We start from the raw sequence: 14,106 nt of genomic DNA on the forward strand, positions 1-14,106 counted from the left end.
TCTCCACGGTTCTGAAGCTTGCTGATGGGCCGATTACCTTTCACAAAGGGTGCGATGCTCCGTAAAGGATGTCATTTCATATATTGTTTAAGGAGCGACTGGCTATTGCTGGAAGCACACACTCATGAGGTGAGACCATTTTCCGCCTTTAAATTGCTGCCCATGAATTGACTACGTACTATGGGCTCAAGAGACTGCTGTTATAAATGCTCAATAATTAATTTTCTCTCGCAAGGGCGCCATCATGTCTTCTAAGTCCAAGCCCTTCAACAAGCACCTTTGTGCAATAACAGTTAGCGCTTCGTAAAGACTATCGCGCTGCTTTACTAAAGCGGCGTTGTTCGTCTGCAGTTGAGCAATCCGTTCTTCAAGGCTCCGCCGCTGCCGGGCCCCACCTGAATCTCTTCCGCTTTCCTTCAATTGTGCAATACGGGCGGACTCAATCCGTTTACCCCGATCACCTACAAACGTCGCACGGCTTGTCAGGCCTAAACGACGTTGTACTTCGGAACGTGAGATCGGTGCGACTTCAAACCCTAAACTAATCATTTGGGCGAGTAGGGTATCAATTGCTTCGTCCAACACGACGCCTCTCAAGGTTTTTCGCTGCGTCATGGTCACCTCTATTCATCTGAAATTGAACAGTGTCTTTTATTTGTGTCAGTAACCGTCATTGGATGCCCGTTGGGGAAAACGCGTTGCACACCTAAATTGGTCCCACGGGCGAGAATTGATTTGAGGTTATCGAGTTTACTTTCTTGATCCTCCAGCCAAACATCAGTACCCGCCTCACCAAGTCCCGTGTCGCGCATGATGGTGATCACTTTAGCCAGCTGATCAGCTTGGCGCTCAAGGTTGGCTCGCTCCGATGGCGTACCCATCAGATGTAGGTGCGAGCAACCGTTCCAGCACTGAAGGTGCTTAGGGCAGGGGGCTTGGGAGAAATCATGAACGCAACCACCAAAAGGTGTCACGTGTAGTGCCGTGGCATGTACGGTGAGGAAGGCTTCTGCTGTAATTGGGCCTTTCTCTTTGAGTAGTGAGTGATAGCTGTCGCTGAGTGCACCCTGAATTTTCCCCTTCTTGATCCCGGAATGAAGAAAATCGATGCGCTCTTGATAGCTTTTGAACGCTAGAAAACTATGATGGGACTCCATATCCTCTTCTATGCTGGTGTGCTGATAGAACCTGTTCTGTTCTAGCCGTTTTCTTCCTAGGGCCAGGGCTTGCTGAACATCGCTCATGCCAGTGAGGTGATAGATCGTGTTTCGCCAATGACGGGGCTGGTGGCTTGTCAGCCTAATTGGAGCTCCATCCGCTTCGACCAATGATCGCCGGGAAAATATAGATGGGTATCGAGGATTTGCACCAAGTGCTCGGTTGATATCTGTTAGTGTTACCCTTCTTGGAATGGCGCGAAATACATTATTCTCACGCCCCTTAAAACGAAACTGGCCATCGAAGGCAATGGCTAGAACTTCGCTGGTTTTGAGTACGATGCGAACCTGGCCCTGAACATTTTCTGTCAGTGCCGCATGACCGTATAGCTTTGGGGCCATCAAATGCTCAATTTCACCTGCAACGTATCGTCTTCCTACTTTCTTCCGGTTGTGATAATCAGATTCTTCGTGGCTAGGGTGAATACCGTTTCGGGATAAATACAGATAGAGGTGTTTGCCGTATTCTTTTTCGTTACTAAAGCCTAGCCACTCCATAACCTGAGCTTCTGAAATCAGTTGTTGAGGCGGATAAGACCAGATTCGACCTGGATTTTTTTCTTGCCATTTAGAAACTTCGCGCTGCTCTATAGTCAATGCTTTCAATCGCTCCACCGCACGCTTAGCTAAGTGAACATCGCTTGCAGCCAACCAATGAACACGGGATTGAAATTGTTTTTCGGCAAAGTAACGAATTCCATACTCTGCGATTGGTTTGCCATAAGCATCCAGCACTAATTCGCCTAACTCTCCTTTTATTGGGCGTTCCACCCAGCAGTCATACGGAATTACTGAAACTTCATTCCCGCGCTGGCCTGTCACGATCAACAAATCAATAACTCGCAGTAGGATTTCTTCCCCTTCGCTTACAGGGTTATTTGTGCATAGGGCATAGGCTTCCATTGCCTCGCGCGAGGGCAAGCGTTCATCAGATTTTCGCTGTTTTACCGCTCGATCCGTATCGTGCAAAGATATATAGTCGTGGCGGCGCTTCTCCAGTCTCGCATCATGTTCAAAGTGGATGGCGATCTCAGTTAATTGTAGCTTATCAATTGTGTCTGCTATTACTTTAAGGTGTGAAGTCGCGTCGTAAAGGTTTTTGTAGCCACTTTCGCGGAGAAATTCTACCACGCGCTCGAAATCAGCTCGCGTTAAGTGCGTGGGGTCGTAGGCACCGCGTTCAAACAAAGGATTGTAGAGGCGTCGGACCGCAATATTGTATGCGGCCACCATCGAAAACCTTAAATTTCGAGTTCGTTGTAAATATACAATTATGGCTTTGCTAAAAATTTGGAAAATGAAGGGGAGTGGCCCCTTAGGTGGGGCAGGATATCCCATCTTCTCTAGAGACTGTCGATGCGTTTCGAAGGTAAGAGCATGTTGCTTGTCCCTTTGTGGTAACCAGCACTCAACGCGCCAAACCGGTAGCTCCCACGGTGTCGAAACGGGTAAAGACTGAAAAATCGCTTGTTCCTGATTTATGAAGCGTTCGAGACTCTGTCTTGCCCTAGACGGTGTCATCTTTGGCATTCTCCATAAGCTGCCGACAGCGCTCGATCGTAGCGCTGACTGCCAGAATGGTGGTCTGGTGCTGGGCGACAGGCCGGTTGTGAATGAGATCTCCGGCTTGTTCTGCCATGTCTATGAACCGTTGTGCTTCTTGTTGCAGTGCCTCTTTCACCTGCTCATGACGGCCGTCAGCAAAGGGGTGAAATTTCTTGCAGGTGTAGCAGGCGTAGACGGGATTGTAGGGGCAGTGCATATGCACGGGTAGGGCGCATGCACCGATATCCCCGATGTACTGCGTGTCTATCACGCCACGGATCGCTCTTTCGGCAGGTGTATCGCGGCGTTGTACGACTTCCCCTGTCAAGAAACTGCGCATAATGCGTTGATAGGCGGGACTCTTGCCGAGTGCTTTCTCTTTGACTCGGGCAATGTTGGGGGTTGCGGTTAAATACGCACGCGCCGCAACCGTGCTGTTGTGCCCTAGCAGTTCGGCAATCATATCTACCGGAGTTCCCTGGTCTGCCAAACCTTGCCCTAGGTGATGACGCAGCAACATGGTTACCTGCTTCGGCTTGTCGATTCCAGCCTCGCGTAGCTCGTGCTTGAGGCATGCCCCAATCTCAGTTACAGACATGCGACTTCCATCAGAGCCTACAAACATTGGTTCGCAGTTTTCACCAAAGCGGCGCTTAATTCCAGAAACGTGCTGGGAAATCTTTTCCCCCAGCTTGGTTGTTATTTTGCGGGGCCGTCGCTCAGGTCTGCGCTGCCCAAACTTTTTGGCCATGGGTAGCCATAGCGTGTAGTACACATTATTATTAGCATCCTTGATGATCTCAAAGTCTGAGACATCTAGTGAATGGAACTGAATTGCGCGTGGTGCGAGTTCAAATCCTAAGTGAATCAACACATTAATCTGGATATTTTCCAATGAGTCAGACGTATCTCCTTGCTCAATGCGTTTGAGTAGTTGAAGCTCCTCAAATATTTCCAGGCTGGACTGTGAGAGGTAGATTCTAGCATATGGATCAACACTGCTTGATTTGACGTCCTTGATTGTCAGGTAGGTATTTAAGTCAAAACCTTCAATGCCTCTACCAACCGCCCAGCGATAGAATCTGCGAAATCCTACGAGATCGTGTCTTGATTCTCTCAAACGTTCTAAGGTGGTGACTATGAGGGGTATACCCCAAGGGAGGCCACTTGCCAGTTCTGTTTTAGATAACTTTTGAAGGAAATTTGCAAACATTTGCGCCGTTCTCGGGGCGTATTTCTCAAGTGCGTAAGCCATAAAGCTTTTGCATATCTCCATGAGATCAGAACTAAATTGCAGTGCCGCCCAATCAACTTTCATTGCAAGGCCACCGTCGTACCACGTCCAAACGCTTAATCGAGTGTCGACGTAGCGTGGCTGGTCATTGGTGCGAGTTCGAATGGCAATTTGATCCGGCCCCTCGAATACGTAAGCCGGCAAGGAGGAGGAGGGTAACGTGTGTTCTTGGTCGACTAATTTGGTCACAATGAGCCTCCTTAACTGTCAAGCCGGCTCCAGGCTGCCGAGGTGCGCTGGGCGTTATGGCGGTTTGCCGACTCGGCTAGATAACGACTGGCATAACGGCGCGGCATCGCCGAAGTCTCCGACCAACCGCAGATTCGTCGCAGTTCGTCCGTGGCGCGTTCGAGGTCAAGTCCACGCTGTTCGACCAGGTACGCCAAAAAACGGTCGGCGAAGGTGTGGCGGAAGTCATGCGCAGAAAGTGTAGGCAACAAACCGGGATGAGCCAGTTCAATGGTCAGAAACAGCCGGTCGAGGACGTTAGACAATGCGCGGATCGACAGCGGGCGGCCTCGGTCCGAGATGAACAGATAGCGGTACAGCAATTTCATCGGTTTGCCGTTACGCAGTGGACGTCGCTCGCTCTGAATGTAGCGTTCGTAGACTTCATACAACTGTGTGGAGATACCGACAGTCCGCCCGTGTGTTTTCAGTGCAGGCTCTTCAGCGCGCGGGTCGCCTGGGTCATGTTCGCGGTCATTGATGCTGATATAGGCATGCTGAGAACCCTGATTGATATCGGTGGTATAGAGCTTTAGAAGCTCTCCGCGACGGATACCCGTCTCCAAAAGCAATTCAATCATTAGCCAATTGCGCAACTGCAGTCGTTCCGGAAAAGGATTCTTCGCAGCGCCGGGGACTATCAGTGTCCGCATGATCTGGAGTTGCGTGTCTGTCAGGCTGCGGTAACGGGTGCGGTCGGGCCGAACATTGATGATATGGCTCTCAAAGCGCCGCTCTATGACGTCAGCGACATCTGCAAATGCTACCTCGATGTTTGCTTGGGTGGTTGAGTTCTGACGGGCGCGCGAGATGTATCGGCAGACACACCAGGACAGGTATTGCTTCAAGAGCCGCAGGTACTGGTCACGAGTACGCGGATCGATCTGCGGAGCAGAATCCATTTTAGCTGTGCCGATTCGAGCGATCAGTTTATCGGTCTGGCGGCCGCTTTGGAGCCAGATTGCGTAACCATCCAGTAGTGCCAGAATCGCTTCAAAATGACCGTCCAAGATGGCCTCATCGATATCGAGTTTTCGACTTTGGGCATAGCTGTAGAAAGCCTGGATCGCACGCAGGTGCGCTGCGGCAGTGTTGTAGGCACGATGCCTTAGCTTGAGCTGGACGTAGATGAATGGAACGAGGATGGGCAACGGTGCCGCCAGACCATCCTGCACCAGCAGTGGCACGCGCTGACCAGACGAGAAACGACACTGAATCAGCTTCATTGGCAGTCATCCCGTGTAAGTGCGCACCATGAACACTAGGACATGGCCCTTTAAGAGAGTGGACGTAAGCTGCGCCAATCGCGATTTGAGTGGAACCCCCCAAAATCCCGTATTTCCTAGGCCAAACAGAGCCCTTCGACAAATGAGTGGAATGATTCATGGATTTTCCACTGAAGAAACAAAATAAATCGTGATTTTCCAGTCATTATTTTAAACAGATTCTTGATTTTCCACTTGTTGATTTAAGCGTTTTTTAATCAATATATGAGTAACCTCTGGCGTGCTCAAGGCGCATTGGCAGCCTCTACGCGAGCTCGTGCGCACGATGGCTGACCAATACAAAGCCTGCGAGAGCCACTGCCAGCAATCCCGGAACGCCTCAGCATGATCGTCTGATCGCGGCATGATTTTACGCATGGCCGGACGCGTCCCGTGCCTCTTAGTACCAACGCTGACGCTACTCCGAATCGCTGATTCCCGTACGTTCCAATTAACCGAAAATACCGCTGATGAATCAGGCGGGGATGGCCGCGTAACGCCTGTTTTCATTTGCTATCATCGAACTGGAATTCGCACAAAAAATGTTCAAATGGATCTGGGATGAGCGTGAGCAAAGCATTCATCCTAGGGAATGGCTTCTATAAACGGTAATAGGATAAACACGTGGCTCAAGGAAACTTCTTCGCCATTGGTGCAAAGGAATTTGTTCATGCCTGCTCTATAGGCATCAACAGCGCCGTAGCTCTTCTTGTGATGGCCCGCGGCTCCGGTAGGGACAACGCGACAACTTCTTGGAGCGCACTGTCAATATTCACCCGTACTGGTATGGCTCGTCGTAGAGCCCTGGTAGCCATTGAGTCACTGATTGGCGCAGGGCTCGTTGAGGTTCTTCAGGCTGGGAAGAGGCCTAGGTACAAACTGCACAAGCCTACAGACGATGCCGAGCTGCTCTGGCTCCCAAACGAGCTCATCGACGGGGCAGGCGCAGAAATCCCGCCAGTAACAAAGCTCCGGGAAGCTGGAAACATCGAGCTTTTGCAGAAGCTAATCGAGTTGTATGGCGTGCAAGACCTGGATAACGATGGAGGGCTGCCCCGTTCTCTGGTCTGGTCGCACTTTGAGCGAAGCACCATCTGCCCCGTGGGATTATTCACTCTGTATGGATTTCGCAATGAGACGTGCCGGGCAGCCGCCACTGGGCTGTTTGCTGACTACGCAAATCGTGAGGACGAACGCGGCAACCGTGGCGCCTGGGTGGTGCTTAGCCCTTTGAGGGATTTAGGGCTGATTGAGCGCTTCTGGTACATGGCTGAGTCTCAGCACCCCGATGCTGAGCTGATCTATCCAGTAGGCCCGCATGGAACCGGCGATGCCATGTATGACCTCATACAGTGGCTGGAGGATACAGGTGGAAAGGGGTATGCCTTCGAGGCGCAAACTCATGATGCTCTAGGCATCGCTATGAAGCACATCGAGCATGCCAACCTTGTGGGACTGTACAGACTTAGGTATAGGCCTAAAACTGGCAAAACATCGCGGTGGTGGGCACTTGAGCTTCAGCAAGCTGAGGCAATGGTGGAGATGGTTCGACAGCAATGTAGCGGTGAGAAAATCCGGCCTGTGCATATCAAGGCTTTTCAACGCTAATCAAGGTTATTCAAGGAACGTAAGTGTTCATATCAAGGCTTATCAAGGGAAGTAATAGCAGGTGCATTGCTGCGCAACGCACGCTCGTCGTCGAGATATCTACGCACGCTAGTATTTTTCAAGAACCAAAGATTCCGATGATCAAGGCTACCGGAGTGAAGAACCGTTAGAAAACGTCACCGCTACTGTCCTGGGGGCCGCGCTATAGGTCGAGCAGGTGAGCGGCAGCTGGCAACTGAAAAGCGCTCCGCGGTGGTAGCAGGGCTGAACAGGGGAAAGGCTGGATGATTAACTGAACAGCCATGGCGCTGAAACCAGCAATCTCTCTGCCAAGAAAAATGTGCGCGCTCAGATACGTCAAAGGCACACTGCAAGCGCTCTTCCTCTCTGGCAGGGAGGAGGTGGCACTCAAGATGATGTAGGGGCATGGCTACGACGGTGAGCGCGTGAGCAATCTGTCCTGTATGCAATCATGGGCTAATGGCCCCCATCTATCGACAACGCACGACCACGTCACCTCCGAGGACGCTATCGACGAGGCCGCAACCTCTAAAACCGCAGCCTCGTCTCAGCCCGGTGCTTCCTCGTGGCTTTTGCTCGAACACGCTCGTATATACCTTCTTTAGATGCATTCGATTGCCATCAGCTCCATAAAGCCTCAATACAATATTACCAATATTAAGCTGAGCATCGCCCGCCCTGCCTATGACCAATTGACAATATATCTATAATTACTTTGCCAATTTATCTTTAAATGCTGTCGCAGTCTACGATCAGTGCTCGAAAGCATCACCCTTACGAATCTCACGAAAAATCTAGACGATTTTGGAATATCAACATCGTGATTTGAGGGTGCGCCGCTAACTGGAAGTTATAACTGGAAGTCAATATTCATTTAAAAGCTAGAGAATTAGCGATCCATAATAATTATCTAGAATTTCTGGAAGTCGCGTGGGACGCGGCCTTTGGGGTTTCGCCAGTAAGAAATACCAAGTAAAAAATTGATTTATTTATATATTGGCATGGCCGGCCGGCACTCTTGACCATCGAATTTTATTTGGGTCTACTGCGCCCCGCTCAGTCGCTGGGCAGATACAACCCGCTCTTTAACAAATCGAAAGTGGTCGTCGTGAAGGTTAGCTCTGTGAAGATCCCTACATGGGGCAATTGCATTCTCGCAGGACGAGGTAATGAATGAGCGATGATGCGGTAATAGCACATGCAATAAGGCTTTACGTCTGACCACAAATCAGAGAATGAAGAAATGGCTGAGTTCAAGTCAGATGAAAAGTATGCCGAAGTACAGAGCCACAACAACCCCCGCCGAGCCCGCATGGAAGCAGCCTTAACCGAAGGCAGTGAAGTGGGCGAGATTGCGCGACATCAGCAGGCGGTCAATCGGTTTGACGTTCTCACGGACTACCTGGCCGGCAAGATCAGCGCTGAGGTGGCGATGGAGACCTTGTTAGTCAGGAAGTCTCGCTTTTACAAGCTGCTCAGGTACATGAAGGGCGCCAAAAGCTACAGGGCGTTGGTGTGTGATCAGTCCGGGCGAAAGCCAGGGCTCACGGTCATTCATCCTGAAACGCTTAAGCTGATCGAAGAGATGTTCGAAGAACATTACCCTGCGTACAAGACGGTGGCCGGAGTATGGAAGCACTGCCAAGCGCAAGCTGATAACCGAAGGATGCTCAGGCCCAGTTACCACACCGTTGCGACGTGGATCAAAGCTAAGAACGAGTCTCTACTGCACCAGTTAACTCATCAAGCAGACCAGAACAAGCAAAGGTATGGGGCCAAGCCAGGGTACAAGGTCACTACCAGGCCGCTAGAGTGGGTGCAAATCGACCATACGGTTGTAGACCTGATGGTGGTGGATGAGGACGACCGAACCATCGTGCTCGGACGCCCTTACATAAGCGTCGCCGTCGACCTGCATACCCGCGTCGTACTGGGGTTCTACGTATCACTGCTTCCGCCGAGCGCTGTCTCGGTGGCAATGCTGATGGAGAGTTGCGCCTTGCCCAAGACGGCGTTCCTGCAAGGCCTGGGAGTCCCGGAACACCTGCTTCCGTACTATGGGCTTCCGGAAGTTATCCACACGGACAATGCCAAGGAGTTCGTCTCAGACGTGTTCGTCCTCAATGCCGAGGATTTTGGCATCAAGGTAGAGCACCGGGACATCCCCGCGAAGCACCAGGGAGGGCACATTGAGAGCCTCATTGGCAAGTTGATGCTCAGGACTATGCACTCACTGCCAGGCACTACAGGCTCCAATGCCCAGCAGGGTAAGCATCTGAAGAGTCATAAGAACGCTGCGATCGGTTTAGCGGGGCTCCGGCGTATCGTAGCTTACACCTTGCATGCTTACCATCAGACCAAACACTCAGAACTGGGCAAGACTCCGGCGGAAGCATGGGAGGGTCATTTTGCCAAAAAACCACACAACCGGGTTCTGGATGTTTTAGACCATGACGACTTCAAGTACCGGTTCTACCCAGAAGTCCCGAACAAGCAGGTTGTTCCCGGTGGAATTGAGATCTTTCGCAGGTTCTACTACGGGCGCTCCCTGAAGGAGTTGGTGCGGGAAAAGATCACGGTTAAATATGATCCATATGACCTGAGTTTCATATACGTAAAATTTGGCGAGCTCTTTGAAAAAATTCGTTGTGTGCGCAATGGTTTCAATAGGAGCTCTGATTATGAAATGTACCGCTGGCAGCGCCAGCAGAAGGGAGACCGGGATGGCACGATGACGAAAGAGGGGGCTCAATCGTATGGTGAAGTAATCAAACAGAAGAAGCAGGAGGTGAGGCTAACTACCCAAGAGAAACGTACTCGGAAATCCAAAAAGGGGAAGGCTGACTACAAGAAACAGGCAGCCTTGCACGGGCATAAGGCGGGAGGTGACAACGCGCTAGATAGCACGAATGTCCATGACAGCCCTACTAATGCTCACTCCAGCGTAAGTAGTGACAGTGTAAAGCAATCCGGTGGTAAGCCCAAAAACCATGGAAAGGGATCAAGCAAAACCAATGTATTGGACTTTGGTAGCTTTTTCAGGAAGTCGGAGTCCGTTGACTATGACGAGCCTCCAACTTTTTATGACAGCAACAAATCATAATCTAATTGTTAGATAAACCAGTGCGCATGATCCTGCATCTGCTATCGGGAGGCTTGACAGTACTCGTAGCTCCTGTCGCGCAAGTTAAGTCGACGAAATAGTTACTGCGTCCGCAGGCTACAGACTCGGGCAATACCCGCGAGAGATAGGATGCATGCGCTAATATTTGAGCGATTCTAAGTGTCTGACTACTCTCATGTACACCCAGCATCTCGCATCCACTTCAATCAGCCGGATGATGTTCGCTTGATTACATGCTCCGACGATTTTTGGGTGCATCATCCTAGTGCTCAGAAAATCATCCTGCGGATGGAGCTGGCTATGAAGATGCGTAATAAAATTAACGCACCCAGCATGCTTGTCACAGCCCCTGGAGGAGGAGGTAAGACAGCGTTGATTACCGAGATGAAAGCTAGAAATGCTACAAATGTAAACAAGATGATTTTTGTAACCATGCACCAAAGCCCTAATGGCTACTCACTGAAGGATCTGATTCTGGCCGAGCTGGGACTTGGGGTCGGTCGAAGGGCGCGGCAAGGCCATAACATTACCCCAGAACTTCAATACATAATCAGAACGGAAAATATTCGTGCGATTGTGATTGACGAAATTCATGATGCACTTACTTTGACCGAGCTCCAGCAGCGTATCAATCTTTCTCTATTGAAGAACCTGTCAGGTTCTACCTACGGCCTTTCAGTGTTTGCGTTCGGGGTGCCGGCTGCCGCGCGCGTACTTCGACAAGATCCTCAGCTTGAACGTCGATATCCTGTGGTGGCCCTCAACGGTTGGGAAAATGGCCCAGAGTTTAGGAATTTCGTCTCCAGCTACATCCACCATCTGCCATTGAAAAATAAAACGAATTTCCAAGACCAGATGCTGTTCCTCAAGATCATGAACAAGGGGCAGGGGATTACCGATAACGTCGTTAAAATCCTCCAGGCATCAGCGATGGCTAGCATCATTGATGGCTCCGAGCACATTAATCATCGTCATCTTGATAACATCGAAGAAATCATGGCGAACTTTAACTATGCACTGCGCAGTGCAGAGGTTCCATCTGAGGAGGAAGAACGTTAAGCACAAAATGGAATGTGATCTGTCACTCCGGAAACGACGTGAGATCGCCCGCGCAGTACTGGAAGGCCTTCATGGCTTCCAGTACTGCTGGCCTGAACGTACCGAGGTTTACGACGCGCTTGACGCCACGGCAGAGGCTACTGACGCAAAGCTTATAATGTTAAGTGGTCATGCAGGGGTAGGTATTAGTTCAATGCTAGAGGCGTTCGCTTCGAAATATCATGATCGGGTGATTGTCGTGAGGCCCCGCATTTACACTCATCGTCTTAATCTTATAGATCAAGTCCTTCATGCGGTTTTTCCTTTCAGTGAATTTCGTAACTACATGTGTGTGCCTGATAGTTTGATTGCAATCCGTCAACCCGATCGAAATATTATTATTATCGATGATCTGGATATCGTCTCTAATCAAAACGCTATGTATAAGGTCGTCTTCGATCAGCTCATCCAGCTTGCCGGGTTTCCAAGCAATTTTACAATTATTATGTCCACGAGAAACAAAAAATTGTTGAGAGATTATTTAGCCATTAAGCGCATACGAACGACACTGATCCAAGTCCCCGGACTCATACCGGCGTCCATGACTGGAGAGGTAGTTCAGTATTTTTTCGATTGGTGCAATCAGAAATACGGCACCGACGTTCGACCACTTGGCATGGCGCCACTTGGGAAGTGGGTGGTAGACATGCCTATCGACCGTATCGTCTTTGAGTCTGAAGCGCTTTATTGCGCCGAGCTTCTTAAGGTATCGCTGAAATTTGACGGAAGTCGTAAAGGACTCAGGGACAGTCTCAGTTCATCGAGTTGCTTTGGCGAGTTAGCTGAACTACGCCAGGCCGTTGAGTACGAAGCGTTTGAGTAACCTGCCAGTGGAAATGAGCTTTTCTGCAGTGGGTTCGAGAAAGCTGTGAATGTTTATAAGAGCGAAGATGGCCGGCGAAATTAGTGACGGCTATCAACAACGAGTAAAGCCATGAAGCCAACAAAATCAACCTTTCCAGAACCTCTCCTAGATGAAACGCTATCCTCATGGGTGTGGAGAGTTAACTCAACATTACCGATTCCGTTCATGTCAAATCTACGGTTCGGTTCGTCGGAAGGCGAGATTGTAAAAAGCGATACGCTAGGACTTTGGGGAGAACGGTTTGCAGACCGCGACCTATTATCTGAAAACGCGTTCATTGAACCACTCAAAGGAACCTTAGGCATCTCTAACGCTTGGTTAGTCAGACGATTTCCGGAGTTCAGTCAGCCCGCAATACCTGCCCAGTTTCGGAGGGCGTTTTGCTCAGAGTGTTTCATGGACTCTTTCAAGCACGTCGGAATTCCTGTCTGCAAAGTCCAGTGGTGCTATCTGGCCAAACCAATGTGTGAGTTGCATGGTGTGCCACTACACGATTCAACAGAGCTTTTCATAAATCATGATGACTATGCCGTACAAGCGTTCGTTTCTTACTGGGATGAGCCAAAATTCAAAGAGGTTCTTAATCATGTTCGGATTACTGGGCGGTTGACTCATGGCCTAGCTTTTAAAGCGCAACAACAATTCCAAAAGCTGATAAGGCGAGCCACTAAGTCAGGCGAGGGTATTAAGGTGCAGATGTTCTTGCTTACTCTGATGCGGGCGATGATGATGCCCTCTCTCCACCACGCTTATCCAAAGATGGTATTCGCTAATTGGGGTGAAACTCATCCCTACAAAAGCCTTGGCGTTCATGGTGATTTTTATCAGGAAATCTATAGAAGCACTTGCTTGGCGAGGCTTTACGCGCTTTATTTTAGCGCTGTTGCTTTGGGATGGATTTCCAGTAGGAAAGCCCGAGAGCCCCTTTATGAAAGCTATTTTGCTCCACGAAGTCCTTATCAGATATGGTCGAGACTGGATGAGCATCCCGGGGTGTTGAAGCTCATTATCTCAGAATTTAAGTGCCATCAATCCCGCCACATAAATACTGCTGATCTAAACATTCCTGATTTGATTAGGGCTCGCTATGATGCGTAACATTAGGGCAATGCATAAAATTTGCACGTTGTATTGGGTGCCAGGCTGCACTTTGCATCGCCGTGGCACCTATTCATGCTATCATTTTGTTGTGGCGTTGTTAGTAGATGTAGTTGATTGGAAGATTTTGGCTTATACGACCCGGGTGGATGAGGGGGCTGAATGGGAATTCAAACCTGCATTAATTGATTTGAATTATCCCAATCGCTTTTGGTTGTGGCAGTCGGATAGACGGAATATGGCCGCACAGACGGCCTGGGTCTTGCGATTAAAGGGGAGCATTAGACTGGACTATGACACTCTAGGCCCTTGGCGTATTGTTCAAAAACTGCCTAGAGCGAGGCTGGCTAGTTTGACCGGCAGTCTTATGAAAGGATTTTACGACCTTAATGCCCAGCATCTTGCGTACCTTCACAAGACAATACGCCTCACTGACAACCTTTTGCTGCAAAGAATTGACGCAGCTATTCAATATGCCAATGGCGTGACCAGCCGTTCTACGCCCCCTCACAGCTGATCTGTTATCACCTACGCATTATCTCGTTAACTGCTCCGGCGATATGACGCTGTAGTCCACGTGAATGGGCTTAGTGAAAATGAGAACGTGAAGTGAGCATCGAAGTTGTCGCGGCATTGATGACCTGTGCTAGGTAGATGAATGATTTACGGACGATCAGAGCCGACTCGAACTACCGCAGACAACGATCGGCCGATCTGGTGCCCAAGAATGAGGCCACCAGGGC

10 protein-coding genes are annotated in these 14,106 nt (G+C 49.9%); 6 read left to right on the forward strand and 4 right to left on the reverse strand.

Annotation, left to right across the window (positions count from 1 at the left end; translation table 11 throughout):
* Nucleotides 1–210 precede the first annotated feature (210 nt).
* From ACIQYU_RS11190 to ACIQYU_RS11205, 4 genes are all read right to left on the reverse strand, one after another.
* A complete protein-coding gene (locus ACIQYU_RS11190) occupies nucleotides 211–615 on the reverse strand; it encodes a hypothetical protein (RefSeq protein WP_402799700.1) in 405 nt (134 codons plus the stop codon).
* Nucleotides 616–623: 8 nt separating this feature from the next.
* Nucleotides 624–2,450: a hypothetical protein gene (locus ACIQYU_RS11195; protein WP_402799704.1), complete on the reverse strand. Its 1,827-nt coding sequence runs from the start codon at nucleotides 2,448–2,450 to the stop codon at nucleotides 624–626.
* A gap of 274 nt (nucleotides 2,451–2,724) precedes the next feature.
* Nucleotides 2,725–4,245 (reverse strand): tyrosine-type recombinase/integrase, encoded by a 1,521-nt coding sequence (locus ACIQYU_RS11200; RefSeq protein ID WP_402799707.1) that lies wholly within the window; start codon nucleotides 4,243–4,245, stop codon nucleotides 2,725–2,727.
* Between the two features lie 11 nt (nucleotides 4,246–4,256).
* Nucleotides 4,257–5,510 (reverse strand): tyrosine-type recombinase/integrase, encoded by a 1,254-nt coding sequence (locus tag ACIQYU_RS11205; protein ID WP_402799710.1) that lies wholly within the window; start codon nucleotides 5,508–5,510, stop codon nucleotides 4,257–4,259.
* Between the two features lie 663 nt (nucleotides 5,511–6,173).
* On the opposite strand from ACIQYU_RS11205, the gene ACIQYU_RS11210 reads away from it, so the two are divergent.
* The 6 genes from ACIQYU_RS11210 to ACIQYU_RS11235 all read left to right on the forward strand — a co-directional run bounded on the left by ACIQYU_RS11210 (nucleotide 6,174) and on the right by ACIQYU_RS11235 (nucleotide 13,880).
* A complete protein-coding gene (locus ACIQYU_RS11210) occupies nucleotides 6,174–7,157 on the forward strand; it encodes a hypothetical protein (RefSeq protein WP_402799712.1) in 984 nt (327 codons plus the stop codon).
* Nucleotides 7,158–8,421: 1,264 nt separating this feature from the next.
* Entirely contained in the window at nucleotides 8,422–10,281 is a 1,860-nt protein-coding gene (locus ACIQYU_RS11215; RefSeq protein ID WP_402799714.1) for a Mu transposase C-terminal domain-containing protein, read from the forward strand.
* Between the two features lie 180 nt (nucleotides 10,282–10,461).
* Nucleotides 10,462–11,361 (forward strand): TniB family NTP-binding protein, encoded by a 900-nt coding sequence (locus ACIQYU_RS11220; protein WP_402799716.1) that lies wholly within the window; start codon nucleotides 10,462–10,464, stop codon nucleotides 11,359–11,361.
* A 7-nt stretch (nucleotides 11,362–11,368) separates the two neighbouring features.
* Nucleotides 11,369–12,223 (forward strand): hypothetical protein, encoded by an 855-nt coding sequence (locus ACIQYU_RS11225; RefSeq protein WP_402799719.1) that lies wholly within the window; start codon nucleotides 11,369–11,371, stop codon nucleotides 12,221–12,223.
* A gap of 111 nt (nucleotides 12,224–12,334) precedes the next feature.
* Nucleotides 12,335–13,363 carry a hypothetical protein gene (locus ACIQYU_RS11230; RefSeq protein WP_402799721.1) on the forward strand — a complete coding sequence of 343 codons (1,029 nt, stop codon included), beginning with the start codon at nucleotides 12,335–12,337 and terminating at the stop codon, nucleotides 13,361–13,363.
* Nucleotides 13,353–13,880: a hypothetical protein gene (locus ACIQYU_RS11235; RefSeq protein ID WP_402799723.1), complete on the forward strand. Its 528-nt coding sequence runs from the start codon at nucleotides 13,353–13,355 to the stop codon at nucleotides 13,878–13,880. The genes ACIQYU_RS11230 and ACIQYU_RS11235 overlap by 11 nt, the downstream gene beginning before the upstream one ends.
* Nucleotides 13,881–14,106 lie beyond the last annotated feature (226 nt).

The organism is Pseudomonas sp. NPDC096925 (genome assembly GCF_044762545.1).
In the GTDB taxonomy this organism is placed as follows: Bacteria; Pseudomonadota; Gammaproteobacteria; order Pseudomonadales; family Pseudomonadaceae; genus Aquipseudomonas.